This is a genomic window from Lactobacillus melliventris (genome assembly GCF_013346935.1).
Lineage (GTDB): Bacteria > Bacillota > Bacilli > Lactobacillales > Lactobacillaceae > Lactobacillus.
The window spans coordinates 187,377-213,842 of sequence record NZ_JAAEEB010000002.1 but is presented as its reverse complement, the minus strand read 5'-3'; the positions used below and the strand labels follow the sequence as shown (position 1 = coordinate 213,842).

Here is a 26,466-nt window from a genome sequence, read left to right as displayed (position 1 = left end):
TTAAGTTTTTAGTTATTTGTTATAATGATCTCAGTACAATTATTCGAGGGTATCATGAAGAAAAAAACAGCAAGTATTAAAGATGTTGCCAGCTTAGCACATGTTTCTATTGCAACAGTTTCACGTTATTTACATGGTCAGCTCAATCGAATGTCTACTGAAACAGCTGATCAGGTAAAAGACGCAATTGTTAAACTAAATTATGTTCCTAATGCTGCAGCCAGACAGCTAATAACTCATAAAAGTAAAATGATTGCAATTATTGTTGTTAATATAGCTGATTCGTTTTCTACCGAATTATATAAGGGAGCGAATTCTGTCTTAGAACGTGCTGGCTATGCGACCGTAATGCTTGATACTGATTCTCAGCAAGCTAAAGAAAAACGACTAATTAATATGGTAGGATTAAATACTTATGACGGTTTAATATTACAGCCCTTAAGTAGTAATGTTGCTAAAATCAAATCTGAAGTACGGAGGGATTTGCCAATTGTAATTCTTGACCGTCAATTAAAAGATTCCCCATGGCCCCAAGTAATAAGCGAAAATTTGATGGCCAGTAAAAAAGCTGCTCAGTATTTTTATCAACATGGATTTACAAAAGCAATTGTTTTTTCATCCCCAATCGCAATTGCATCGACCAGACAAAAGCGTCTTAAAGGTATTAAAGCTGTTTATCCACAAGTTACCATCTTTGAACTTGACGAAAAAATGCTCCAACATAAGGAAATATTTGCTAAATTAGAAAAAATTTTGGCTGAAAAAACAGAAAAAACGGTGCTTTTCTTTTTAGAAGAACGGTGGCTTTTGTTATTTTTACCAGATTTAATCCATGCTAACCTTTTATCCAACAAAAAGATAGAAATTTCTGGTTTTGCGGATTCTAACTTAATCTCGTCTATTTGGCATTCTGCTAAGATGATATTGCAAGACCCTTATAAAATGGGGCAAAAAGCTGGTACAATTATGCTCAATTTATTGACAAACAAGCAAAACGTACCTCATACTTCAACGGTTAAAACCTGTTTTCTTGAAAAAGACTAAAAAAGTGCAAAATCTAACTCAAAAAAGTAAAGCGTTAAGAATTTATTTTCTCAACGCTTTCTTATAATGAATATAATCATAAAGCTATTTGCTGTTTAGAAACACGCACTAAATTATCTCTCACTAAACATTCTGCAATTTCTACTGTGTTGCTGGCGGCGCCTCTTAATAAGTTATCAGCTACGATCCACATATTAAATGCACCAGGATTTTCTTGATCTGAACGAATACGGCCAACGAAAGTTTCCTTTTTACCGGCAGCTAAAAGTGGTTGGGGATAGATCTGATTTTCAGGGTCATCCTGTAAAACAAGGCCAGGAGTTTTTACAATTTCCCGCTTTATTCCTGCAGTCGTTGCCTTTTCATCCTTCAGCACAAAATAAACCGTTTCACCATGACCAATTTCAACCGGTACGCGGACACAAGTAGCAGTGACTTTAATCTTCTTTGAGTCCTGATCATTAAACAAAATCTTTTTGGTTTCATGAATCATTTTCCATTCTTCGTGCGTGTAGCCATCATCTTCAAAAACATCAATTTGGGGTAACAAGTTAAACGCCATAGGATAATGCTTTTTAGCAGAGGCGGTGGGTAGGATCTTAGCTGTTGTCTTTTGCTTATTCAACCTGTCCTGAGCTTGCTGAAGCAGCTCATCCCAAGCTGCCTTACCAGCTCCAGACACAGCCTGATAAGTCGAAACAATAATTTGCTTAATTCCCCATTTAACGTGCAGCGGGTAAAGTGCAGCCACCATTTGAATAGTTGAACAGTTAGGGTTGGCAATAATGCCATGGTGATTTACCAATTGTTCATCATTAACTCCCGGAACAATCAAGGGCACCTCATCAGCCATACGGAAAGCACTAGTGTTGTCCACACATACCGCTCCTCTTTTGACTGCTTCAGGCAACAGCCTTTTTGACACAGCTCCGCCAGCAGATGATAAAACTAAGTCCACTCCCTTAAATGAATCAGGTTGTGCTTCTTCTACTATGATTTCTTGATTCTTAAATTTTAATTTTTTACCTGCTGACCGCTTAGAAGCCAGTAGTTTGATTTGTTTGACTGGAATTTTAGACTTTTCTAGTTCACTAATTAAACGCTGACCTACTGCACCTGTGGCGCCCAGAATTGCAACTGCGTATTTTCTCATCAATTATCACCTTTTTCTGTTAAAAACTGTTGGATACGGTTCATTGCTGTATGCAAGTTTTCATCGCTGGCAGCGTATGAAAAACGAATATACCCTTCACCACCAGGACCAAAAGCATTTCCAGGCGTTCCCCCAACTTTAGCCTTGTGAGCTAAGTCCAGTGCAAAAGCCTCATCATCTTGACCATAACTTGCCGGTATTTTAGCAAAAACATAAAATGCTCCTTCACTGGCATGGGTTTCAAGACCCATATTGTTTAACGCACTAACAATATAGTCACGTCTTTTTTGATAAATTGGGCGTGCCTTAGCTGGATCCTGATCACCATTTTCCAAAGCCTCGGTTGCCGCTGCTTGTGCAGGATTAGATGGGGCGGTAACCAAAAATGCGTGCATCTTCGCAATCAAACTAATTAAAGCAGCTGGTCCAGTCACATAGCCTAAACGATAACCGGTCATCGCATGAGACTTGGACAAGCCATTAATTAATAAAGTGCGTTCGGGTAAATAATGCGCAATCGAAACATGATTAAAGTCATAAGTCAATTCACTATAAATTTCATCGGAAATAATATAAAGATGATGCTTTTTAATGATCGGTGCTATCTGTTCTAAAACAGAACTAGGACATTCCCTGCCGGTGGGATTAGTAGGATAGTTAAATAAAATTGCTTTAGCATGAGGGTGCTCATCTAAAGTCTTTTCCAGTGCCTGCGGAGTTAAAACGAAATTCGTATCTGCCGTATTGATGGCGACCAATTCAGCTTTAGTGTATTGAATTAGCGGAAAATAAAGAGCATAAGATGGAGTAGGCACAATAATTTGATCACCTGGTTGAAATAGTGCCAACATGGTTGCAGCTATGGCCTCTGTCGCACCGACCGTGACTATAATTTCACTTTCAGGATCATAGGTTAAGCCTTGCTTGCGCTTTAAATAATTGCTGATAGCCTGACGCAGCCTAGGTGTTCCTTTTTGGGCCGAGTAATGCGAATCATTATCTAATATACTTTGGATTGCAGCTTTTTTAACATGTTCAGGTGTATTTAAATCGGGTTCTCCTAAAGTTAATTTAATTAAATCAGGAATACCATCAACTTTTTGGGCAAAAGCACGGATACCAGAAGGAGGAATTTTTGCCAATGGTGTATGAGTAATTGAAGTTAAATCAGTAGCTAATTGGGGCATTTTGTTCTCCTTGTAATTATAAAATCTGGTCTAAACCGACCACTAAATCCGTTAAATCCATTACCCGACTCAAGGCTACTTTAACGCCCTGCATAAATGAAGAACGGGAAAATGAGTCTTGCCTGATTGTTAAAGCTTCGCCGGAACCACCAAAAAGCACCTGTTCGTGGGCTATATAACCAGGTAAACGAACGGAGTGAACAGGAACTCCATCATAATCAGCACCGCGAGCTTTAAAATCACTTGTTGTTTTGGAACAATTTTCTGAATTGCGGTTTTCTGCAATCACTTTGGCAGTCGCAATAGCAGTAGCACTAGGGGCATCCTTTTTATCAGCATGATGCATTTCAATGACCTCTGCATCAGGAAAATACCGCGCCGCTTCTTGCGCGAATTTCATCAATAAGACAGCTGACAAGCCAAAATTTGGAGCAATAAGGCCACCAATTTTTTCCTTTTTTGCCAGTTCTTGTAACTGTTTTATTTGTTCAGAAGTTAAACCACTTGTTCCCACAATTGGGTGCATATGGTGCTTTAAAGCAAATTTAGTATTTTCAAAAACTGCTTGTGGGGTCGTAAAATCAATCCAAATATCAGCACTAACATCTATAGCTGCTAAATTATCAAAGCGTGCAATAGTAGGCTTAAAGTCTGAACACTTAGATGCAGTAGGTGCCAAAACTGCTACCAATTGATAGTCAGGTAATTTTTCAACCAATTGAATAGTTTTTCTGCCCATAGACCCCGTGGCACCAGCTATCAAAATTTTTTTCATTACTCTACTCCTAGTTCTAGTGGCAATTCATGCAATAATGCTGATTCAGTTAAGCCTAAATGAATAGCTAATTGCCGCTTTTCTGTTTCATTTAAATCTACAATAGGTAACCGGCAGCCGCCAGCTGGCAATCCTTGGGCATTTAAGACGGCTTTAACTGGCGATGGTGAAGGATACATGAATAAGGCTTGCATCTTCGGCATTAATCGTCTTTGCAATTTCCCTGCTGCAGCTACCTTACCCTGATCTAAATCATCATACATTTCCCGCATAGCCAAACCATAAATATGAGAAGCTACCGAAATTACTCCTTTTGCACCTAAAACTTTAGCCGTTAAAGACTGCAAGTCTTCACCTGTGTACACCAAAAAATCTTTTGCCGCGTGTTCAACAATATATTCTAAGTCTTCTAAATCTGAACATTGCTTAACACCAGCAATTTTAGGATTATGCGACAACTCGACCAGAGTTTCTTTAGTGATCTTAATTCCTGTTCGACCCGGAATGTTATATATAATGATCGGTATTGGCGAACTTTTAGCCACCTTTTCAAAATGGGCTGTAATTCCCCTTTGATCTGGTTTGTTATAGTAAGGTGCTACTACTAGTGCCATATCAATACCGGGAATTTGTCCCACCTCTTGAGTAAATGCAACTGTCTGTGCAGTATTATTGCTGCCTGTACCCGCTACCACTGGCACACGCCCAGCAATTATTTGAGCAAATTTAGTATATAATTCAATTTTTTCATCATGAGTCATTGTTGCTGTTTCACCAGTAGTACCGCCAATGACAAAACCAGTGCTACCCGTGTTAAGTAAATGCTCGGTTAATTTTTTCAGACCGGGATAGTCAACTTTATCTTCCTTATTAAAAGGCGTAATTATCGCTGTCATTAAATCTGCCTTGTCAAAATTAGTCATGTTTTTTCTCCTTTTGAGCTACATGTGACTCAGTAAAAAACTTACCACTACTTTAATTCCTACTTCTATGGCTTCTTCATGCGGGTTGAAGGTTGCAGAATGAAGTTGCGAATCATCATCCACTCCCAACCAGAACATGGTGCCGGGAATTTGCGCTAGTAAATAGCCAAAGTCCTCTCCAGTCATAGCTGGTTGCATCTCTTGGTAATTAATTTGAGCATTTTCCTTCATATATTTAATAAATTCAGCTGTAATTTGGGGATTATTTTCAACTGGCCAATAACCACCCTGATTAAGCTGCAAATCAACTTTAGCATTATAGCTGTGTGCTATTCCTTGAGTTACATCCCGCAGACGCTGATCAATTTTTTCAATCATTTTTTGGGTTAATCCCCGAATGGTTCCTTCTAAGTGAGCATGGCCTGCAATAGCATTTCTAACTGTACCAGCTCTAACTTTTCCTATTGTAATAACACCACCTGCAATAGGATCAATACTGCGAGAAATAATTGTTTGAATTTGCTCTATTAAAGCAGCCGCAGCCACTACCATATCATTAGCTTGCTGAGGATATGCTGCATGACCATCCTTACCATGTAAATCAATATTGATTTCAGTTGTACCTGCAAATAAAGTCCCCAAACGGCAGCCAATTGTGCCGGTAGGTAAATCGGGAGTATCATGCAAAGCAAAGAATTCATCTGGGCGCCACTTACCAGTAAAAATTCCTGCCTCATAGGCTTTTTTACCACCACTCTCACTTTCTTCAGCTGGCTGGAAAAAGAACAGCAAATTGTCTTGCGGTTGGTGATCGCAAAAATAATCTAGAATTCCCAGGGCTACTGTCATATGGATATCATGACCACAAGCATGCATTTGACCTTGATTATGAGAAGTAAACGGCAGGCCGGTCTGTTCTTGAACCGGTAAGCCATCTATATCTGCGCGATAGCCAATCGTTTTTTGCGGTTTGCTTCCCCGAACCAGAACCAATATAGCTGTAGGCAGTTCAGAACATGTACGAATTTCAATGTATTTTTGATTAAAATTACCAATAACCTGCAATAAATATTTTTGTGTTTGGTATTCGTGCAGAGCTAATTCTGGGATCTGATGCAAGTCGCGGCGAATTTTAATTAGTTGTGCAGAAGTTAACATTAATTAATTCACAGCTTTCTTAATCCTGGCTCAATTCCTGTTTTAGAGGCAGTTTTTTGATCACGCATTTTAATAATTTTTGCCGGTACCCCGGCAACGACACTATTTGCTGGCACATCCTTAGTTACTATTGCTCCAGCAGCTACTACGGCATGATCACCAACTTGAACTCCTTCTAAAACTACGGCATTGGCGCCAATTAAAACATCCTTGCCAATTTTCACAGGTTGTGCCGAAGCCGGTTCTACGACTCCAGCTATTACTGCACCTGCCCCGACATGAGTGTTAGGGCCAACAATTGCTCTGCCACCTAAAACAGCATTCATATCAATCATGGCATTTTCCCCTATTTCAGCACCGATATTAATGACTGCCCCCATCATGATTACCGCATTTTTGCCTATATCAACGTTTTCACGAATTAGTGCCCCTGGCTCAATTCTGGCAGAAATGTTCTTTAGATCCAACAACGGAATGGCGGAATTGCGACTAGTATTTTCCACTTGATAATCAGCAAATTTGTCAGAGTTTTTTTCTATAAAAGGCCCCAAGACTTGCCAGTCTCCAAAAACGACCCCAGTATGATTTTCAATAAAAGTTTTGCAGTCTTCTGGCCAATTTAACTGAGACAAATTTCCTTTGACATAAACTTTAACTGGTGTTTTTTTGGTTGAATTAGCAATAAAATCAATGATTTCGGTTGCCGTCATTTTTTTCATATTTATAATTTATCCTTCCATTTGATAAAAACGATCATGACTAACTAGATCCGCATAAGTTTCACGTGTAACTACTTCTTGTACCTGCCCATTTTCTGCAAAAACAACAGCTGGCCTGGGAACACGATTATAATTAGATGCCATACTATAGCCGTAAGCACCAGTTGCTAAAACCGCAATTACATCTCCCGGCTTGCTTTTAGGCAATGCCAATTTGTTAATAATAATGTCGCCAGATTCACAGTAGCGACCCGCAAGCTTAACTGTTTCTTCAGGCTTTGCTTGAGGATTTTCTGCTAACAGTGCCTCATATTCTGCCTTATAAAGTGCCGGTCTGATATTATCACCCATACCGCCATCGACTGCCACGTAAGGCAAAAGCCCTGGTACATCTTTACGTGAACCAACTGTATACAAGTTATAGCCAGCCTCGCCGACAATCGAACGTCCTGGTTCAATCCAAATTGTAGGCATTTTTAAGTGATCTTCCTGTACACACTTTTTGACTGTCTGTACGATTTGACCAACAAAGGTATGAGCAGTTACTGGATTATCCTGCTTGGTATACCTGATGCCGAAACCGCCTCCCAAATTTAACACCTGAGGTTGATAATCATATTTTTGTTTCCAATTGTTCACTAGCTTCATCAACTTCTCTACTTCAAGTTTAAAACCTTCTGTTGCTAAAATTTGTGAACCGATATGTGCGTGTAGTCCAATTAATTCCATTTGTGCGTCAGCTCTAACTTGTAAAAATGCCTGTTCAGCCTGACCTGAACGAATGTCAAAGCCAAATTTGCTGTCCTCTTGACCTGTTTGGTCATATTCATGAGTATGAGCAGAGATCCCTGGAGTTACTCTCAACATTACCTGAACGTGAGTATTAGTTTGTTTTAAAACCCTTTTTAACAGCTTAATTTCAGTAAAATTATCTAAAATAATCACACCCACATGGTTTTGGACGGCCATCAACAATTCATCTGGAGTTTTATTGTTACCGTGAAAACTGATTTGTGCTGCAGGAAAACCAGCTTTAAGTGCAGTATATAATTCTCCACCAGAAACAACGTCAATGTGTCCACCCAGTTTATTGATTATCTGGTAAATTGCAATCGTAGCAAATGCCTTACTGGCATAGCTAATTGCATAATCTACCTGCTCTTTTTCAAAAGCAGCTTGGAAAGTCTGAAATTGCCGTTTGATTTTCTGAACATCATAAACAACTAAGGGGGTACCAAACTTCTTTGCTAGTTCCAAAGTGTCTACTCCCCCAATTGTCAAATGACCCTGGGTATTAGTTTGATAATAATCATTAGCAGCCATTTAAGTCTCTCCCTTTTTGTTAAATAAAAAGGCTCTTTTGTTGTACCTAACAAAAGAGTCCTTCAAGTTATTATCTGGTATCAATTTTGTCGATAGCGCTCCGCGAATATAAAATTGCGACAGTCCGTAACCTGTTAGATTACGTCCCAGCTTATTAATTACCGCAATAATTAAAGCTTCGGCAACCGCCCCTTTGACTGGCTTCCTGGTTTTTTGCAGAAACTCCACCAGCTACTCTTGTTGGTTGCAACCTCTTCGATTTATTAAAATATTATTATTAATTAATATGATTGTCAACCATTTTCACTGACAATTGCTTTTTAAATTTTTAAATAAAAATATTATTTTTTAAATTTATTTATTTTTTACCTTGTAAAATGCTACCAACACCAACACTTTTAGCTCAAATTTTAATGCAATAATATGACGCAAAACAGCCCCTTTACTGAATATCAACTTTATTTTGCAGTTGAAGATTAAAATTTTAATGTTAAAATCCAATACTAATTACTTAAATTAAATTTAATTGTGAAAGGTATTAACATGAAAGTTGTTAAATTTGGCGGTAGTTCTCTAGCTGACGGAGAACAATTTCAAAAAGTTTTAAAAATTATTAATGCTGATCCAGCACGTAAAGTGATCGTGACTTCTGCTCCCGGCAAAAGGTCTAAAAATGACACTAAAGTAACAGACTTATTAATTACATATGCGGAAAATGTACTTAATAACCAAGATTACAGTAGAACGGTAAAGGCAATTTGGACCAGGTATCAGAATATTGCAGATTACTTTCAAATATCCGAGCAATTAGTAAAGCCATTGTTACAAGAATTACTCAATCTTCCTCAACTCTCTTATCCAAACACAGATTTTTTAATGGCGGGTTTTAAAGCACATGGTGAAAAACTTAGTGCACAGCTTTTAACTTTAATTCTGCAAAAGCGCCATATAGCCGCTCGCTTTTTGGATCCCGTAGAAGCTGGCTTTATGGTTACTAGTAATGCTAACGATGCTCAAGTTTTACCAGAAACTTACGAAAATTTACAAAAATGGGCACAAACTTCAGATTTACTAGTCGTACCCGGTTTTTATGGCATTACAGAAGATGGCTTAATAGCAACCTTTTCTCGCGGAGGTTCGGATATTACCGGAGCAATTTGGGCACGTGGAATTAAAGCAGATTTATATGAAAACTTTACGGATGTAGATGCAATCTACGCAGCTGACCCCAGAATTATTGCTCATCCCCGTGCCATTAAGCTTATGACATACCGTGAGTTGCGGGAGCTGTCATATGCAGGATTTTCTGTTTTTCATGATGAAGCCATTATTCCCGCAATTGAAGGTCAGATTCCAGTAAATGTCAAAAACACTAATCATCCGGAACTACCTGGAACAATGATTGTCCCGCAAAATAATTTTACCCCGCAAAGTACAATTACAGGTGTGGCAAGTTCTGGACATTTTGCCGCATTATATTTACATAAATATTTACTAAATAAAGAGGTTGGATTTACACTTAAATTACTACAAATATTCTATAAATTTAATATATCATATGAACATATGCCATCAGGAATTGATGATTTGACCATTATTTTTGATAAAAAACAATTTGATAAACAAATTCGTCAGCAAATGTGTCTTGAAATTCAAAAAGCACTTCAACCTGATCAACTAGAATGGATTGATGATTATGCCATCATTATGGTGGTTGGAGAAGGGATGCGTAACAAAATTGGTGTAATGAAGAATATCACTCTGCCTTTAGCAGAAAAGCATATTGCCATTCATATGATTAACCAGGGTGCTTCACGCATTTCAATCATGCTAGGCACCAAAAAGGCAGACGCAGCTGCCGCTGTTAAAGAAATCTATCACCAGTTTTTTAATTAATTTAAGGAGAATTTTTCATGATACAACTACAAAAAGTTCACGGTTCACAGAATAAGTTTTTTCTACTTGATCAAACTCAATTTCAAACACCATTATCTAAGGGAGAGTTAGTCAACTTGGCGCAGCAGATAACTAAGCCGGAAAGAGGCTTACTTAATGGTGCTGATGGTTTACTAGTAGTCAACAATTCAGACCATGCAGAAACTCTAGGAAAAATGCAGGTTATCAATGCAGACGGTTCTTTTGCTTCTATGTGTGGTAACGGGTTAAGGACAGTAGGCCGCTATTTAGCACAAAAATACCATAAAGAAACATTCAAAGTTGAAACTATGCAAAGCGATTTGCGCGTTAACTGTCAGCCGGACTGGGCGCCAAAGGTTAAAGCAATCAGTGTTGAAATCAGTCCGGTTAGTTTTACAGCTGTGGCTCTCCCCTTTACTAATTTAAGTTATTCTGAATTAATTAATCAAGAGTTGCCAGAACTGGCACCAAAACTGAAATTTTCAGCAGTTGCTGTCCCTAACCCCCACTTGATCAGCTTTGTTTCAGACAGTGTCTTCAAAAGCGACTTATTGGCAAAATTAGGCGCAAAACTAAATCAGAAAAATCCATTTTTCCCTGATGGAGTAAATGTTAGTTTTGCTCAAGTTTTGAGTGCGCATCATCTATTTGTACGCACTTTCGAACGAGGTGTAGGCTTCACCAATGCCTGTGGTACAGCCATGTCAGCTGCAAGTCTAATTTACGCAGTAACTTACCAGTCAAAGAATCTGTTTGACAAATTGCTGACTGTTTCTAATCCTGGCGGCTTTGTTCAAACTAAAGTTCATCATAGTGATCATAGCTATTGGATAGAATTGATCGGAAATGCTACGGTTACACATTATATTGACGTTACAGAAAGTGAATTACACCAGAAGCATCCCGACTTTAATAACTTTAAGGTTACGCCCACTATGGAAGATGAGGCATATCAAGAATTTATTACTACACATGGCAAGTAGAAAAATATTTTGGTATCTAAGTATTTATTAAAATAAAAATTCAAACTGCTCAATCGCCATTTTGAAGTGACTTTATAGCCTTTCTTTTTCATAATAGTGAAGTAAAATATACTTGATAAAGCGATTTCACAAAAAGGAGTGCTGTAAAATGGCAGAACCAGATTATCAAAAATTAGTTCAAGAAATGCGTAGCGAATTTAAAAAAGGTGACGACCAACGTGACGAAGGCTTACCAACACAAATTCCCGAAGTAGAAAGATTTGATAATATACCTTATGGTAATGATCCCAAGTATCAGATACTTGATGTGTACTTACCACAAAAAAGAACTAATGGAAAACTACCGGTTATCGTCAATATCCACGGTGGCGGCTGGGTATATGGCACTAAGGAAACATACCAGTTCTATTGTTTAGCTCTTGCTAAAGCAGGCTTTGCAGTAGTTAACGCCAATTATCGGTTAGCACCGGATGTTGTATACCCGGGCGAGTTAGATGATATTAATCGGGTATTTCATTGGGTAGCCAAAAAAGAAAATGCCTCTAAATATCAGTTTGACTTAGACAACGTCTTTATAGTTGGAGACAGTGCTGGTGGTCAAATGGGTGAACAAATTTTAGCAGTTTATACCAACAATGAATATCGTAAATATTTCGGCTATTCTGTACCTGACTTAACTATTAAAGCTGCTGCTTTAAACTGTGGAGCTTACTTCTTAACGGAAATTAATTCAATTGCCGGTGCACCCGAAGCTTATTTCAGACCTGAAATTCGCATGGATAAGCATGATGAATTAAATGTAGAACAATTCCTAACACCGGCATTGCCACCCCTGTTTATCATGACTTCTACCGATGATTTTCTACGCGATAATGCCTACATGCTTTCAGGTTATCTCCACGCTAAAAACATTTACCATGAACTTCATTTTTATGGTGATAATGACCATCGCCGGGGACACGTCTTCCACGTTAACCAAAAAGACGATTTAGCCAAGCAGTGTAATGAAGATGAATTAAACTTTTTCCGCAAATATCTCAATTAAATAATATCTACCAAAACTGGTTGAACTAGTATAATTTAGTTCGACCATTTTTAGTAAAGGAGAAACATATCATGGTGCGTGATAAGCATGAATTGGTGCACTTAGATGAACTTCCTGTTTTTATCAAGGTTCATCAATACCCAGGCTCCTCAGAGGTACCTCCCCACTGGCATCAAAGTATTGAGCTGAGTTTTACACTAAGAGGGAAAATTGACCATTTTATTGTTGGCGGGGTAGATCATGAAACACATCCTGGTGAAGTTTTAATAATTAATACCCAAGTTGTTCATAGCGTGCGTAATCTTAACAGTTCTAAAAATGATCTGGCTTTAACCTTGCTTTTTCCTTATTCCCTAGTATTACAAATGTTTCCTGAAATGGATCATTATCAATTTGAAGTGCAGCCTCTTGAAAAATTAAGTTTAGAGCAGGCAGAACAATATCATTATTTACAAACTTTATTGAGTAAAATTATTGCAATAAAATCCGCGCCTGCTAAGCCTCTAAAAAATCTGGACTTAACTATTCTTAGCTATCAGGTTTTAAAAATTCTACTCAAATACTTTTTAAAGCAACGAGATAATAAGGGGCAAATATCACGTAACTTAATTATTACCGGACATTTGCGTCATGCTCTAGATTATATTCAAGATCATTACCAAGAGCCAATTACGCCCCAAGACATTGCAGATAGCTGCCATTTATCACGGCAATATCTGCAACGAATTTTTCATCAAAATATGGGAACTACTATCGGTAAATATCTTAAGAACTTTCGGGCACAAAAGGCGCATCAAGACTTATGTCATACTGCTATGACTCTCACAGCAATAGCAATGAATAATGGCTTTAGTGGTATCCGCTCTTTAAATAGAGCAATGCTTGATTATTATGGCAAAACTAGTATGCAAATCAGAAAAAGTTCCTCAGCGCCAGATCAAAGCTACTGAAAGCGCTATTTTAATTGTAAAAAGAGAGTAATATATTATTAAAACTAGTATTAAATAAAAAGAGGCAATTAATATGAAAAAATTTAATCCAAAATCTGGATTATTCAAATGTGCTTTATTATCAATATCATTAATGTTAATGATAGCACCACAAATTTCTTCAGTACTGCCGTTAATGTACTCATCATTTCCACAAGTTTCACGGGCTGCTGTAGAAACATTAAGCACTATTCCTAACATTGGAATTGTTGTAGGTCTGATTATAAGTCCTTTTTTGATAAAACTGATCGGTACCAAGCCAACGGTTATTACTGGTTTAGCAATTGCTTTACTGGCAGGCACATACCCAATGTATGCAGCAAATTATACACCGATTTTAATTTCCCGCTTTCTTTTAGGAGCCGGAATTGGCCTCTTTAATTCTTTAGCAGTTAGCCTGCTGTCCAAATTCTACCAGGGAAACGAACTATCAACTATGCTAGGTTTTCAAAACTCAATGGGTAGTGTAGGTGCCGCTGTATTTTCATTTTGTGTTGGTCTCTTAGCCGTTCTGGGTTGGCATGCAACTTTTGCAATCTACTTAGTAGCACTGCCAATCATGTTATTATTCGGCTTTGTAGTGTCATTACCAAATGAGAAAAGTAACGAAACTGGTACTGGAAAGCCAGCAGTTAAAGAGGAAAACAAGATCAACGGCAGCGTCGTAGAAATCTCTCTTATCATGTTCTTCATGTATGTCTTCTTTATGCCAATGACTTTTAAATTGCCACAATTAGCCACTACGCAAAAAATCGCCAATGTCAGTCAAATTGCTTTTGTTTCAAGTGTAGCAACTCTGGTTGGGATACCTGTCGGAATGTGCTATGGCTATTTAAAAAAGAAACTCCAAGATTTAATTTTACCAATAGGTTTGTTGCTGCAAGTCGTCGGTCTGTTGGCTCTTGCCTATGCTTCTAATTTACCAGTATTGGTTATTGCTGTTATTGTCCTAGGCACTGGGTTTGGCCTGTCAGTTCCTTATATTTTTAACTGGCTAGATGAAGTAGCTCCTCAAAATTCGGTTAACTTTGCTACGACGATTACTTTAGTGCTTGTAAATGTTGGCTGCGCCGCTTCACCAACGATTATAGATTGGTTAGGCAGCAATTTAGGTAATGGTTCACCTCGTGCCGATATGACGATGGCTGGAGCTGGTATGATTATTTTATTCTGTTATAGCTTGATCCATTATTTTAAAGTAAGAAAACACTAGAAAAATTTGGATTCAAAAAGAGTTGACGTGATTTTTCACGTTCAACTCTTTTTTACGTGGTAATTTATCTTTAGAAACTATTGCTGCTTGCTTCTTTCTTTTCTAGAGAACCAAAACATAAATAGCGGTAAAATTACGAAGCCAAAGATCATCATGAAAATTGCATACCAGTTAACACCAACGACTTTACCATTCTCAATAATACCAAATTGTGCTTGCCAGTTATATTTAATCAGCAAAAAGATCACTAAAACTATTGACAATATTGGTACAAATATATCAGTTATGACATTCTTAGGAGCTGGTAAAATTGGTTGCTTATTTTTACCATAGTAAAAGCAAATTACTGCCAGCGGAACAATGATAAAGCCTAAAAATCTGACCATAGCACTCAATGTAATTAAGTTAGTCATGTTATATTGAAAAGCTAAAGGTACTAAAATTGCTAATGCTTCAGAAATAAAAAATGTTTTAATAGGAAAGTTATTTTTAGTTCTTTCGGTTAAAGTACCTGGCAATTGATGTTCGCGAGCCATTGCTTCCAAAATACGTGGAGCATTAAAACTAGAAGCAACATTTATTCCCAGCATAGAAATAAGCGCACCAACTAAAATTACATCCCGCAATATTTCATTTTTGAAAATAGCACTGACTGCTACCACTTGTTTAGTCGTCATTAGTGCCTTAGGATCTAACACCATCGCTACGGCCACTACCCCAATATAAATTGCAGCAATAACTAAAATTGCTAGCGGGATAGCCTTTGGTAAGTTTTTTTCAGGCTCTTGCATATCTTCTGAACCAGAAGCAACAGATTCAAAACCTGTAAAAGCATAGAACGCCGAAACAACAGCCATTACAAGTCCTGTAGTAGTCAAAGTTGGCACTATTTTATGCCCATTTTGCGTTATTTGATCAACAGATGACAAACTATGTGTGGCTCCAGTTTTAATAAGTAAAACAACACCTGCCACAATAATTAAAATTAATGCAGCTAATTTACCTGCTGTAGCCAAATTCATAACAAGTTTCACAAACTTTTGTCCAAATAAGTTAATTACGGTAACAACTACCATTAATATAATAAAACCAATAGTAACGTTTAAAAATTTATCGGGATTACCACCAAAAATAGAAATAGTTGATTTAATTACACCAACAGCCATTACTCCCCAGGCAACACTGGCAGAAAAGTAACGCAAAATCCCAACGTAAAAACCAACGTTATCACCAAAAGCAGCTTTAGAATAGGCATAAGAAGCACCAGATTTAGTTACATATTTAGCCGCTGCGGAAAAAGAAATGGCTAAGATTGAGGCAAAAATTGCAGCAATGAAGTAGACAATTAAAGCTTTACTCCCTGCCTGACTAACTACACTACCAGGTGTTAAAAAAATACCGGAACCAATAATTGAGTTAATAGCTAAAAGAACAATCGACCAAAAGCCAAGTTTGTCTCCTGCGTTTTTGTTTTGAGTCATATTTACTCCCTACTTGGCATTTTCAACCACAAATTTAAACAAATTATTCATATACTTAGTATTAGGATTGTTGTGTAGCATTTCTGGGTGCCATTGAATCGCCAAAACAGTACCCTGTTTATTTTCAAGCCCTTCCGGTACGCCATCGCTTGCATCCGCAACCTCAAGTAAATCTGGCGCTACGTCTTTAATTAATTGGTGGTGAAAAGAATTAACCATGCATTCAGTCTTACCCAATGTTTTAGCTAACAAGCTGTTTTCCCTAATTGTTACTTTATGAGTAGGTAAATCAGGTGTATGACCTTGTTCGTGTTTTAGAGTTTGCTCTGAGCGATAACTAATATCCTGGTAGAGACTGCCACCATGTGCTACATTAATAATTTGTGCCCCGCGGCAAACTCCCAGAACAGGTTTATTAGTTTCTTCAGCAATTTTTAATAAAAGCATATCAAAGTGATCTCTCTGAGGCCAAATGGGACCAATCTTAGGCATTAATTCTTCACCATATAAGTGAGGATCAACATCATGTCCACCGGATAAAATCAATCCTTGAACGTGATCCATTTGGCTTTTAATAACTTCATCATCTTCAGTAAAAGGAATTATAAAGGGAATTCCACCATTTTTAACTACAGAATCCACATAATCCTCATTAACATAACTACGTCTGTATCCTGGAAACATTCCAGCAGAATCAATCATTTCAGATCCTGCTATGCCAATAACTGGTTTTGTCATTTTTCCTCCTTAATTAAACTTATACTATTAGTTATTAACATTATAATAGTTATTAGTAATTTACGTGTATCTTTTGTTCATATAATTTTCCGCTTAATTTGCTTTTGTAGTAAAATATTTAAGCTAAAAACAAGTCATCAATAAATTTTCAAAAGTGAGTTATCGTGAAAAGTATTAGTAAAAGTCTTAAACAACAAAAAATATTGTGGTTCACACTTATAGTTTTAGCTATAGTATGTATAGTGTGTCACTCATTGCCTAAAATATCTGATGTTAATTGGCAAACAATTTTATCATTATTCAGTTTAATGCTGGTAACTCAGTATCTAATTAATATCAATGCTCTGGCCTATCTTAGCCAAAAAATTATCAGTTTAGCTCACACACACCGCCAAATTACCCAACTATTAGTTTTACTAGCGGGATTTTTGGCAATGTTTTTAACAAATGATGTTGCAATTTTGAGTCTTATACCCTTATTTTTAGTAATTCATAAGCAAGTTCATGGGCCTTTTATTTTGCCCTTAACATTGATAACAATTACAGCAAATCTTGGAAGTGCATTAACCCCTTTCGGTAACCCACAGAATCTCTATATTTATAATCACTACCATTTATCTATTATTAACTTTTTAAAAATTTCTGTTCCATTAGCCATTATTAGTTTTGCCTTAATTTTATTAACTACATTTATAATTCCAGCAAGTTCCTTACCCGTTTTGAAACCTAAAAACTATAATGTTAAGCCAACTGCTTTATTTATCGCATTTATTTCACTCATGGTCACACTTGCGGGTGTCCTACATTTCGTACCGCTAATTTATACTACAATTGTTGTTGTGGCAGTCATTTTATTTACAAACCGCTTTATTTTTACACAAGTTGATTACGGTACTTTAATTACTTTTATCGGCTTTTTCCTGATAGTGGGCATTTTAGGAAGACAAAAATTTATCATTACAATTGTGGCCCAACTTTTAAAACAGAGTTCCTTTATCACCTATTTAACTGGTATATTATTGAGCCAAGTAATTAGCAATGTTCCAGCTACTTTCCTAATTACACGCTTCAGCATAGATATCACAGCAATCTTTCTTGGCGTTAATGTCGGTGGATTAGGAACTCCATTAGCATCATTTGCCAATTTATTAGCTCTAAAGCAAGCCCACGTACATAGCAGGCAAGTATTAATAGGCTTTTTGACAATTAATTTTATTTTTTTAATTGTTTTAGCTACAATAATTTTCCTGCTATTACCCCAATTAATAAAACTTAGTTCTTTTTAGAAATTCTATTTATTTCCCGGGAAATATTTTCAATATCAGTAAATGAAGTGTTAGGATCAGAAATCAGTTGGTCTAATTTAAATTGTAATAAACTGATTTGATTAGCAGTCTTAGCATTTTCTTTACTGGAGAAATCACTAGGAGTTATTAACTTGTGATTTTTTATTTTCCAAGAAGTAAAGTTTAAGTTTTTTAACAGGTTCTGATCGTGAGAAACTACAATAACAGCAAACGGATAGTTTCTTAAAAATTCTTCTAAAGCATTAATAGATGAAATATCTAAAAAGTTGTCCGGCTCATCAAGTATTAGCAAGTTATGCTCACCTAAAAGCACTTTTGCCAATTTATAACAAATCAGCTGGCCTCCACTCAAAGCACTAACTTGGTTATCCAAAGACCTTTGCAAATGTAAGTCACCTAAAAGCTGCATTGTAGTAGTTTTATTAAAAATGCTGTTTTTATATATTACCTCTTTTACTGTAGCTGTTTCTTCAGTTTCCTGTGCCATATTCTGCTTGAAATAGCCTATTTTTAGCTGTGGATTAAGCCAGACAGACAGTTTTTTGTGAAATAATTTTGCTAAAAAAACTGATTTTCCAGCACCATTTTTTCCAGTTAACGCTATTTTTTCTTTTCCTTTGATCTTCAGCTCTTTAGTTATTGCAAATAATTGCTTTTTATGAACAGCAACACTTTGAGTCTTGAATCTGACTATGCTGCTTTTCTGTGATAGCTCCAAGTTCTTGTTTTCAGTATTACCCAAAGTAATTGGATGATGAACTTGCGGCTTTTTCAGCGTCGTTTCTGCTTTAGCTATACGCCTTTTCAGTAAAGTACTTTCACGAAAAAGGCTTTTTTCTACACCGCTGCTATCTTTTATTTTCCAATCGGACCAAGAAATACTTTTCTTTTTCTTAGTAGATTTTTTAGCCCTAGTTTCGTACTCCCTTTGATCTTTTTTTAGTCTTTTAATTTCAATTCGTTTTTGATAATACTCAGTATTCCGCCTTTTTTCTTGTGTTCTAAGAAATTGCTGGTATTCGTCATAAGTACCTTTAAATTCATAAACTTGTTGGTTCTTGATCTGCCAGATAACATTGACAAGCTTACTTAAAAAAGCCTGATCATGACTTATTACTAAAAGTGGTTGTTTTAAGCCATTTAAGACTTTAATTAACCATTTCTGTTGCTCAATATCTAAATTAGATGTCGGCTCATCCAAAATTAGCAGAGAATTCTGAGTTTGATTTATCTGAAGTAATGCTCGAACAATAGTTGCCTTTTCCTTTTCTCCACCACTTTGCTCACTGTTATTTAAAATTTGGGGTACTAAAATAGTATGACAATTTCGTTTAACTTGCCCTTCTATTCCAAAAATTATAGGCTTTTCAGCAATAATGTTGACTAGCGTAGTTTTACCTACACCATTATCACCTATCAAACCAACTATTTGCCGGTCTTGAACATTTAAATGTGGAGCTTGAAATAAAACCTCACCTTGATACTCTACTTTCAGATTCGTTATTTTAATATATTCCATATTAACACCTGCTTTTTGCTAAAGAAAAAGCACTGATAACCAAATTGCCCATAATTTGATTAGCAGTGCACAAAAAGCCAGTGAAACTAAAAAATCACCACAAAGAGACAATACTAATTTCTGATTATCGGCAAAAAAGCATGACAAAAGCTTTGGCTATCAAACTTTTTGCTTACTAATAAAACCAGAAATTAATTCTCCATTTTGGCAATAACCTCTTTCTCTAAATTATTTTAACTATATCATATTCTTTTCATTTTGCAACGTCCCAATTAATCAATCTTTGCAAAAGTTTCACAAACCATTGGCGCTTGAGGATAAAATTTTTGCCCATTAGCTTTAAATTCTTCTTCAAAGAATTGATCATGAACCTTACGCCAATATTGATAACTGCGATCTCCTTCTCCTTCATGATAAGCATGCTCTGCGGAAATTTGATTATACGGAATAATTTCTACAACTTTGTCTTGGACAACACAGACGGGTTTACCTTGACTATCGAGAATTATGTTCCAATCGCCAACTTTAGGCATATCTTCATCACCTGGTACATATTCTGAAGTTGTGGCAGTTTTTATGCCTCTCCTAACTAACTCAGCCAATTCATCTGCATCTTTTTCACTATAACCAAAAGCCCAGGCGTCAACTATAGTGTCAGCAGCTAAATTGTGCTTTAGGCAAAAATCCTGCCAAAATTGTTTTACTTCTTTATTCATTATAGCCACCATTGCGGGGTTAGTTCGCCCATTGTAGCGACTTTGGCCTTTTCATAGTCCAGCATAATTTCAACTTGCTGATGATCCTTTTCCATTAACTGAACAATAAATTCGCGACAAGCACCACAAGGAGCACAATTTTTACCATCTGCCATTAATGCTAAAACTCTGCTAATTTTAGTTTCACCATTTGTAATCATATTAAAAAGAGCGCTGCGTTCCGCGCAGACACCTAATCCACAGGCTGTGTCAATACAAACTCCCGTATAAATTTTTCCTGATTCAGCTAGAACAGCAGCAGCGACTCCACCAGCTTCCATATGAGGACCAATGGCAGTGAACCCTTGTACTTTTTTTGCTGCCTCATACATTTTTTGCCATGTTTTATCCATAATTTTCACCTTCAATTCTTTCATATAATATCTATAAAACTAAACTCAAATTTTCTTTGACATAATATTGAATTTATAGATGCCGCCATTTGAATGCACATTTTCTGTACCTGTTTGGACATAACCTGCTTTTTGATAGACTTTAATCGCACGCAAATTAAAGTCAGCAACCGCTAAAATAATCACTTGATAATCATAGTTATTTTTAACGTAATTTTCAATAACTGACATAAATTCGCTGCCCAAACCACGACCAGTTAAATTTGGAGCCAATCCCAATCCAACTTCAACTTGTTCTCTTTTCTCCTTATCTGGATCAAGACAAAAGAAGGCGACTAAATTATCGTTAGTATCCAAAACCTGAAAGTAATTATTTTTACGCAATTTGGGAGAAATTATTTCATCATAATCTTCTTGATCATTTTTCATATCGTAAAAAGCATATTGGCCGTCGTAGTGCCACTCATCTGCAATAATCCTGGCATTTTTTTGCGACAGCATTGCTATTTTTTGAAAAATACTTTTATTCATTTCTTCACCTCTATTATTTGGATATTAAATACTAATTAATTATTTAATATACTGAAGCCCTTTCCAAAAAGCAAATTTTGCATAAAAAAATCCGTTTTTACTTACACAGAGGCAAAAACGGAAATTAAATTTAATTTATTATCCTTTAGTTAATAGCTGGTCCACCTGTGGCACCATAAACTTGACCTGTTACATAACTCGCCAAGTTTGAAGCTAAGAAAATATAAACATGAGCTATTTCATCAGGCTGTCCTGCACGTTTCAACAGTACTTCCTGACCAAACTTGGAAAGAGCTGCAGTTGGTTGACCTCCACAAACTTGCAGAGGTGTCCAAACAGGACCAGGTGCAACACTGTTAACCCTAATTCCTTTAGGTGCAAGACTTTGAGCCAAATTAATAGAAAAGCTGACAATTGCTGCTTTGGTAGCTGCATAATCAAGCAATATTGGTGATGGACTGAAGCCTTCCAAAGAAGTCGAGGTCAGAATTACGCTGCCCGGCTTCATGTGTGGTACTGCAGCCTTAGCCATCTCAAACATTGAAATGATATTAACTTCAAAAGTATCGTGAACTTGATCAAGCGATAAGTTCTCAATGCCATCAACATTTTGTTGGATAGCTGCGTTCATTACCAGTAATTCTAAACTGCCCAATTCTTTGACAGTTTTCTCAACAACTTTTGCTGCTTCGCCACGTTTACGGAAATCAGCTGGCAGCAAAACTGCTTTACGTCCAGCCTTTTTAATCAATTCAGCTGTATCTTTAGCATCTGACTCTTCTTCTGGCAAATACTGAATGGCTACATCTGCTCCTTCTTTGGCAAAACCAATCGCTACAGCGCGGCCAATACCGGAATCACCACCTGTGACAAGGGCATTGCGCCCCTTTAACAATCCATGTCCTTCATAGTCGGCCATGTCACCAGCAGGTGCAGGATCCATTTTACTTTGCAGTCCAGGATATTCCTGTGATTGCTTAGGAAAATCATCGTGATGATAGCGTTTTAACGGGTCTGATAAATTATTGTCCATTTGTACTTTCTCCCTTCAATAAATTCAAGTTCAAGATACCGCTTTTATAATAATAAAACAAAAATAATGCTTATTAATTCACATAAAGCCTTTATCTTTGCCCATTCTCTTGCAATGCACTATGATGAATTTATTAGGTAAAAGTAGGAGGAAATATTTAATGATTAAATCATATAAAAAGTTCTGGCAGAATATTTTTAATTTTTCTGGCACTGCTAATCGTTCAGAATATTGGTGGCCGGTGATTATTAATTGGATATTAGCTTTTATTTTGATGAATTTAGTTGAGAGCATATTAGGTCACTCAATTAATGATATTTATAATTGGGGCGATTGGAGCATCAAGACGAGCTCTCTCATCATATCCTTTGTTGTCTGGATTGCAATGTTATCTTTGCGCTTTCGCCGTTTACATGACAGTAATCATTCTGCTTGGTGGATTTTAATCATGATAGTCCCAATCATTGGCGACATTTGGTTCATAATTCTAATGTTATTACCATCCAAAGCAAATAATTACGATTAAAAAGTATTCCCGTTTCAATAAAAACTTAGTTTTATTTAAAGCAATATAAACCAGGTGCAATAATTTACCTTTAGTGTCATTATTGCACTTTTTCTTTGTCAGCTAATATTTCTCCTGACTATTTTTACGCTCATCCATGCTCTGCTTTTTGATAGCTTCATTAGAAAAAGTGAGTTTACGGTCAATTACTTTCGTTAATATATCTAGCTTCATCATTTATGCAATAATTCTTTTAAATAATGAACCATGTCTCTATCATCAAGTGACCCGTAATAATGTTTCACATGAAAAAAGGAAATTTTAATTTAAGCATATAAAGATTGTATAATTTCCAACCTTGCTATAATTAGGAAAAGGAAGTATATCTTATGCATATTAAAAATCAGTTAGTAAATTGGCAAAAAAGTATATTGCCAACGAAAATGACACAGAAATTATTCAGCCAATTTAATCAAAGAATTGCACAGATACCAGAATTATGGGAAAGAATTAATTCAAATAATTATTCATGGAATTTATCTGGACTACAACAAATTCAAAATTTATTGCAGGTTTGCGCTAAGCATAATAAACATATTGCAGAACAACTAAAACAATTATCCACAGAAGCAAATGATCAATTAGTCTCTGTCTTTAAAAATAGCACCTTTTTAAAAATTCTTGCTCAGAAAATGCAACTATCACCACAAACAACAAAAAAGATTCAAACTTTATTAGATAAGTTCACAAGTAGTAATGGCAAATTTTCTCCGGGTAAACTTTTGATCATAGTTCTGTTTATTGCAATGGGTGCTCAACTACCGCTAATTTTTGAAGACTCAGTTAATTTCAAAGGCATCATATTAGCTGTCTCAACTATTCTTGACTACATCACCACTGCCATTCAACTTGCTCAGCACTTTCAAAAAAATAAATCTAAAAATTAATTTTTTACAACTTAAAAACGGCAAATAAAACGGTTGTTTCAATAAACAATATATAAATAATCGATTTAATATTTGTATATTTAGCAAATTAATTATATAAATTAAGAGTCATGGTAAATTTGTGATGTGAACCCTAAAATTGGGACACTTTATTAATTGAGGACTAACTTCTGATATTCAATCGGAGTTAGTCCTTTTAGTTTGATTTCTATTCTTTTCTGATTGTAATACTCAATGTAGTCTCTGATTGCATCTTTTAGTTCAGTGAAATTTTTAAACTGCTTCTCAAAGCCATAAAACTTTTCTCGTTTGAATATTCCGAAGAAGCTTTCCACTAGCATCATCAAGGGAATCGACCTTACATGCTATTAACTGTGACTTAATGCAATGACAGCAAAGCCGCTTACTTAAATTCTAATTTAATTAATATCGGTTTTAGCAACATTTCCCGGGAAATACCACTGACTCAAATATATAATCTGCCATATTTATTACCTTTTTGTTTTTTAAGTTTCACATGAAACATTAATTTCGGTTTATAACACTAGTTAGCTTTTTTGATTACTTTCTAATCAAAAAACGACTATGCTAATTGCCATAGTCGTCTTTTTAACAGATTTAAGCAGAATATTCTGTCAGTCCTGTCTTTAACCTTTCTAAGCCATCTTTAACCATTGTTAACGGGCAAGCAAGGTTCATGCGTAAAAAGTTGTGACCGTTACCGCGATAAATACTCCCCGGTGATAAAACCAGACCTGTTTTCTTTTCTAAGTAGTCAGCTAGTTCTTGCGAGTCGGTACTAATCTGTTCAACATTAAGCCAAATTAAATATGTTGCCTTGCCTGAGACCACTTTTACTTGGGGAAGATTATTGCTGATAAATTCTTGAGCATATGTAAAATTAACATTTAGCTGCTTAATCAATGCTTGCAGCCAATCATGACCATGTTCATACGCAGCAATTGTTCCTGGAATAGCCAACAAATTAGGTTCTGCAACTTCGTCACTATTGAGACCGCGATTAACCATAGCACGCAAGTTATTATTCGGTACGATAGCAGTTGCTGCATGTAAAGCTGCAACGTTAAAGGTCTTACTTGGCGAAACCAAGGAAATGACGTTGTCACGTGCAGGACCATTTACTGAAAAGGCAGGAGTATAATCTGGCCCTTTGCGTATCAGATCACCATGAATTTCATCAGACAAAAGTACCACATGATGTTTAAAGCATAAATCAGCAATTTTTTGAACTTCTTCTTGAGTCCATACCTTTCCTACAGGATTATGCGGATTACAAAAAATCATTAGTGTCGTCAGAGGTAATGCTAATTTTTGTTCCAAGTCTTCCCAATTGATCTTATAATTTGAGCCATCAAACTGCAGATCATTACTTAAAACGTGTCGACCGTTATTTTCAATTGAATTATAAAAAACATTATAAACAGGTGCTTGCACTAAAACATTGTCACCAATGTGAGAGATTCGCCGCACAACTGAAGAAATTGCTGGTACTACACCCGTAGTAAAAATCAGCCATTCCTGCTCTGGCCGATGACCGTGCTCTTTTTCATACCAATCTGCGACAGCATTAAAATAATCATTTTCAGGCCACTCATAGCCAAAAACACCGAGACTAATTTTTTCTTTCATTGCAGCAATAATTTCCGGTGCAGTTTTAAAGTCCATGTCGGCAATTGACATTGGTAAGTCGCCTTTTTTAATATGCCACTTGACTGAGTCCGTCGTACTTCTATCCGGTGCATTAACAAAATCATATCTATTCATTATACTTAATCCTCTGGTTTCTGATTTTCATCTGAATGATCAATCTTCTCATCAATTTTAGCACAGATAATTTCCGTTTTAGCGGGAGTAATTTTTTGTGGATCTAGAATCAATTTACCAATTGCAGGAGCAGAAATTCTACCGGAAATTGGATTCTTGACACTGTCAATTTTACTTGAAACCGTAGCATCGATATCAGAAACATATTCAAAAGCTAAGTCCGTGTGAATTAAACTGGTATTTTTTAGTTCCAAATGGTCAATGTAATTAAGTCCTTGATCACTTTCAATCTGACAATTAATGAACTTAATATTGTGGCTATTCCATGCTAAATATTCCCCATCAATTGTTGAGTCATAAACACTAACATTTTCGCAATTCCAAAAGGCATCTTTAGAAACAAAAGTAGAATTATGTACTTCAACATTTTGAGCACCATCAAAAACATAGTTGCCAACCACACTGACGTGGTCAAGATAAATATTTTGACTATCTTTGCCAAAATAATCACCGTTAATTTGACTATTGGTAATGCGAATGTCCTTGCATGTCCACATTGTCTCTTCAGCATTTGCAAAATGAACATGGTCTAAATTTATTTTTTCTGCTCTTCTAAATAGCTTTGGTGCTTGTAAAGCCGAATTTTTAATCGCAATATTTTTGGTATACCAGATACCACTACGAGCCATAGTTTCAAAAACAGTATTATCGACAGTGATGTCATTGTCATACCACAAAGGATATTTCCACTTAAAAACAGAGTCTTTAATGCTAATTTTACTGGCTTCCTTTAGTGGTGACTCACCCTCTCCAAAAGTTATTCCTTCCAGCTGTGCATCTTTTAGTCCAAAAAGAATTCTTTCACCTGCAAAAAAATGATTTTTGATAATGCTCATTCTGATCTCTTTTCTTTGATATAATTGGTGGGCTTTAATTTTTCATTATTAAAATAATCAAATTGCCTTATTTTATTATCCACTGAAAAGTATTCAACTTAAAATACCAATTAATTAGGTCTTACTATTACAAAAAGTTATACTAAATTACTTTTCAATTATATAAATATTTTACCATTCTGCTAAA

The 26,466-nt window shown here is 36.2% G+C and carries 25 protein-coding genes, 1 pseudogene and 1 riboswitch; of the genes and pseudogenes, 9 read left to right on the top strand and 17 right to left on the bottom strand.

What is annotated here, in order from left to right; genetic code table 11:
• The first annotated feature begins 54 nt into the window (after positions 1-54).
• Positions 55-1,044 (top strand): LacI family DNA-binding transcriptional regulator, encoded by a 990-nt coding sequence (locus tag GYV61_RS02540; protein ID WP_174794646.1) that lies wholly within the window; start codon positions 55-57, stop codon positions 1,042-1,044.
• 76 nt (positions 1,045-1,120) lie between these two features.
• On the opposite strand, the gene GYV61_RS02535 is transcribed toward GYV61_RS02540, so the two are convergent.
• The 7 genes from GYV61_RS02535 to lysA are packed head-to-tail and all read right to left on the bottom strand — an operon-like array spanning position 1,121 to position 8,282.
• On the bottom strand, positions 1,121-2,200 hold the full coding sequence (locus tag GYV61_RS02535; protein WP_174794645.1) for an aspartate-semialdehyde dehydrogenase: 1,080 nt from the start codon (positions 2,198-2,200) through the stop codon (positions 1,121-1,123).
• Positions 2,197-3,384 carry an aminotransferase class I/II-fold pyridoxal phosphate-dependent enzyme gene (locus GYV61_RS02530; RefSeq protein ID WP_174794644.1) on the bottom strand — a complete coding sequence of 396 codons (1,188 nt, stop codon included), beginning with the start codon at positions 3,382-3,384 and terminating at the stop codon, positions 2,197-2,199. The genes GYV61_RS02535 and GYV61_RS02530 overlap by 4 nt, the downstream gene beginning before the upstream one ends.
• A gap of 16 nt (positions 3,385-3,400) precedes the next feature.
• Positions 3,401-4,159 carry a 4-hydroxy-tetrahydrodipicolinate reductase gene (gene dapB, locus GYV61_RS02525; protein WP_174794643.1) on the bottom strand — a complete coding sequence of 253 codons (759 nt, stop codon included), beginning with the start codon at positions 4,157-4,159 and terminating at the stop codon, positions 3,401-3,403.
• A complete protein-coding gene (gene dapA, locus GYV61_RS02520) occupies positions 4,159-5,082 on the bottom strand; it encodes a 4-hydroxy-tetrahydrodipicolinate synthase (RefSeq protein ID WP_174794642.1) in 924 nt (307 codons plus the stop codon). The genes dapB and dapA overlap by 1 nt, the downstream gene beginning before the upstream one ends.
• Before the next feature lie 18 nt (positions 5,083-5,100).
• Complete coding sequence (locus GYV61_RS02515; RefSeq protein WP_174794641.1) at positions 5,101-6,240, bottom strand: N-acetyldiaminopimelate deacetylase; 1,140 nt, start codon at positions 6,238-6,240, stop codon at positions 5,101-5,103.
• Positions 6,241-6,248: 8 nt separating this feature from the next.
• Positions 6,249-6,959 carry a 2,3,4,5-tetrahydropyridine-2,6-dicarboxylate N-acetyltransferase gene (dapD, locus tag GYV61_RS02510; RefSeq protein WP_174794640.1) on the bottom strand — a complete coding sequence of 237 codons (711 nt, stop codon included), beginning with the start codon at positions 6,957-6,959 and terminating at the stop codon, positions 6,249-6,251.
• A 9-nt stretch (positions 6,960-6,968) separates the two neighbouring features.
• On the bottom strand, positions 6,969-8,282 hold the full coding sequence (gene lysA / locus GYV61_RS02505; RefSeq protein WP_174794639.1) for a diaminopimelate decarboxylase: 1,314 nt from the start codon (positions 8,280-8,282) through the stop codon (positions 6,969-6,971).
• A gap of 84 nt (positions 8,283-8,366) precedes the next feature.
• Positions 8,367-8,546: riboswitch (Lysine riboswitch) on the bottom strand.
• 279 nt (positions 8,547-8,825) lie between these two features.
• On the opposite strand from lysA, the gene GYV61_RS02495 reads away from it, so the two are divergent.
• The 5 genes from GYV61_RS02495 to GYV61_RS02475 all read left to right on the top strand — a co-directional run bounded on the left by GYV61_RS02495 (position 8,826) and on the right by GYV61_RS02475 (position 14,429).
• The gene (locus GYV61_RS02495; protein WP_174794637.1) at positions 8,826-10,178 is read left to right on the top strand and encodes an aspartate kinase; all 1,353 of its coding nucleotides are present in this window, start codon (positions 8,826-8,828) and stop codon (positions 10,176-10,178) included.
• 17 nt (positions 10,179-10,195) lie between these two features.
• Entirely contained in the window at positions 10,196-11,182 is a 987-nt protein-coding gene (gene dapF, locus GYV61_RS02490; protein WP_174794636.1) for a diaminopimelate epimerase, read from the top strand.
• Positions 11,183-11,330: 148 nt separating this feature from the next.
• On the top strand, positions 11,331-12,227 hold the full coding sequence (locus tag GYV61_RS02485) for an alpha/beta hydrolase (protein ID WP_238786739.1): 897 nt from the start codon (positions 11,331-11,333) through the stop codon (positions 12,225-12,227).
• A gap of 71 nt (positions 12,228-12,298) precedes the next feature.
• The gene (locus GYV61_RS02480; protein ID WP_174794635.1) at positions 12,299-13,177 is read left to right on the top strand and encodes an AraC family transcriptional regulator; all 879 of its coding nucleotides are present in this window, start codon (positions 12,299-12,301) and stop codon (positions 13,175-13,177) included.
• A 73-nt stretch (positions 13,178-13,250) separates the two neighbouring features.
• A complete protein-coding gene (locus GYV61_RS02475) occupies positions 13,251-14,429 on the top strand; it encodes an MFS transporter (RefSeq protein ID WP_174794634.1) in 1,179 nt (392 codons plus the stop codon).
• Positions 14,430-14,506: 77 nt separating this feature from the next.
• On the opposite strand, the gene GYV61_RS02470 is transcribed toward GYV61_RS02475, so the two are convergent.
• Positions 14,507-15,910, bottom strand: a complete 1,404-nt coding sequence (locus GYV61_RS02470; RefSeq protein WP_174794633.1) for an APC family permease — start codon at positions 15,908-15,910, stop codon at positions 14,507-14,509.
• Between the two features lie 9 nt (positions 15,911-15,919).
• Positions 15,920-16,648 carry a gamma-glutamyl-gamma-aminobutyrate hydrolase family protein gene (locus GYV61_RS02465; protein WP_174794632.1) on the bottom strand — a complete coding sequence of 243 codons (729 nt, stop codon included), beginning with the start codon at positions 16,646-16,648 and terminating at the stop codon, positions 15,920-15,922.
• A gap of 164 nt (positions 16,649-16,812) precedes the next feature.
• On the opposite strand from GYV61_RS02465, the gene GYV61_RS02460 reads away from it, so the two are divergent.
• Positions 16,813-17,934, top strand: coding sequence for an SLC13 family permease (locus GYV61_RS02460; protein WP_338084985.1), 1,122 nt, complete (start codon positions 16,813-16,815; stop codon positions 17,932-17,934).
• On the opposite strand, the gene GYV61_RS02455 is transcribed toward GYV61_RS02460, so the two are convergent.
• The 5 genes from GYV61_RS02455 to GYV61_RS02435 form a co-directional block, all read right to left on the bottom strand.
• Positions 17,921-19,474, bottom strand: a complete 1,554-nt coding sequence (locus GYV61_RS02455; RefSeq protein ID WP_174794630.1) for an ATP-binding cassette domain-containing protein — start codon at positions 19,472-19,474, stop codon at positions 17,921-17,923. The two genes, GYV61_RS02460 and GYV61_RS02455, sit on opposite strands and share 14 nt — an antisense overlap.
• A gap of 272 nt (positions 19,475-19,746) precedes the next feature.
• On the bottom strand, positions 19,747-20,190 hold the full coding sequence (locus GYV61_RS02450) for an ASCH domain-containing protein (protein ID WP_174794629.1): 444 nt from the start codon (positions 20,188-20,190) through the stop codon (positions 19,747-19,749).
• Positions 20,190-20,582: a cytidine deaminase family protein gene (locus tag GYV61_RS02445; RefSeq protein WP_238786738.1), complete on the bottom strand. Its 393-nt coding sequence runs from the start codon at positions 20,580-20,582 to the stop codon at positions 20,190-20,192. Before GYV61_RS02445 ends, GYV61_RS02450 begins: the two co-directional genes overlap by 1 nt.
• Before the next feature lie 45 nt (positions 20,583-20,627).
• A complete protein-coding gene (locus GYV61_RS02440) occupies positions 20,628-21,113 on the bottom strand; it encodes a GNAT family N-acetyltransferase (RefSeq protein ID WP_174794627.1) in 486 nt (161 codons plus the stop codon).
• 145 nt (positions 21,114-21,258) lie between these two features.
• Positions 21,259-22,146: an SDR family oxidoreductase gene (locus tag GYV61_RS02435; RefSeq protein WP_174794626.1), complete on the bottom strand. Its 888-nt coding sequence runs from the start codon at positions 22,144-22,146 to the stop codon at positions 21,259-21,261.
• Between the two features lie 160 nt (positions 22,147-22,306).
• Between GYV61_RS02435 and GYV61_RS02430 the strand changes: the two genes are divergently transcribed.
• Both GYV61_RS02430 and GYV61_RS02425 read left to right on the top strand, forming a co-directional pair.
• Positions 22,307-22,672: a DUF805 domain-containing protein gene (locus GYV61_RS02430; RefSeq protein ID WP_174794625.1), complete on the top strand. Its 366-nt coding sequence runs from the start codon at positions 22,307-22,309 to the stop codon at positions 22,670-22,672.
• Positions 22,673-23,040: 368 nt separating this feature from the next.
• Positions 23,041-23,598: a hypothetical protein gene (locus tag GYV61_RS02425; RefSeq protein WP_174794624.1), complete on the top strand. Its 558-nt coding sequence runs from the start codon at positions 23,041-23,043 to the stop codon at positions 23,596-23,598.
• Between the two features lie 152 nt (positions 23,599-23,750).
• Here GYV61_RS02425 and GYV61_RS02420 read toward each other — a convergent pair.
• The 3 genes and pseudogenes from GYV61_RS02420 to GYV61_RS02410 form a co-directional block, all read right to left on the bottom strand.
• A pseudogene (locus GYV61_RS02420) lies at positions 23,751-23,936 on the bottom strand (IS3 family transposase); the annotation flags it as partial.
• 280 nt (positions 23,937-24,216) lie between these two features.
• Positions 24,217-25,383: a MalY/PatB family protein gene (locus GYV61_RS02415; RefSeq protein WP_174794622.1), complete on the bottom strand. Its 1,167-nt coding sequence runs from the start codon at positions 25,381-25,383 to the stop codon at positions 24,217-24,219.
• A 5-nt stretch (positions 25,384-25,388) separates the two neighbouring features.
• Entirely contained in the window at positions 25,389-26,279 is an 891-nt protein-coding gene (locus GYV61_RS02410; RefSeq protein WP_174794621.1) for a DUF3737 family protein, read from the bottom strand.
• Positions 26,280-26,466 lie beyond the last annotated feature (187 nt).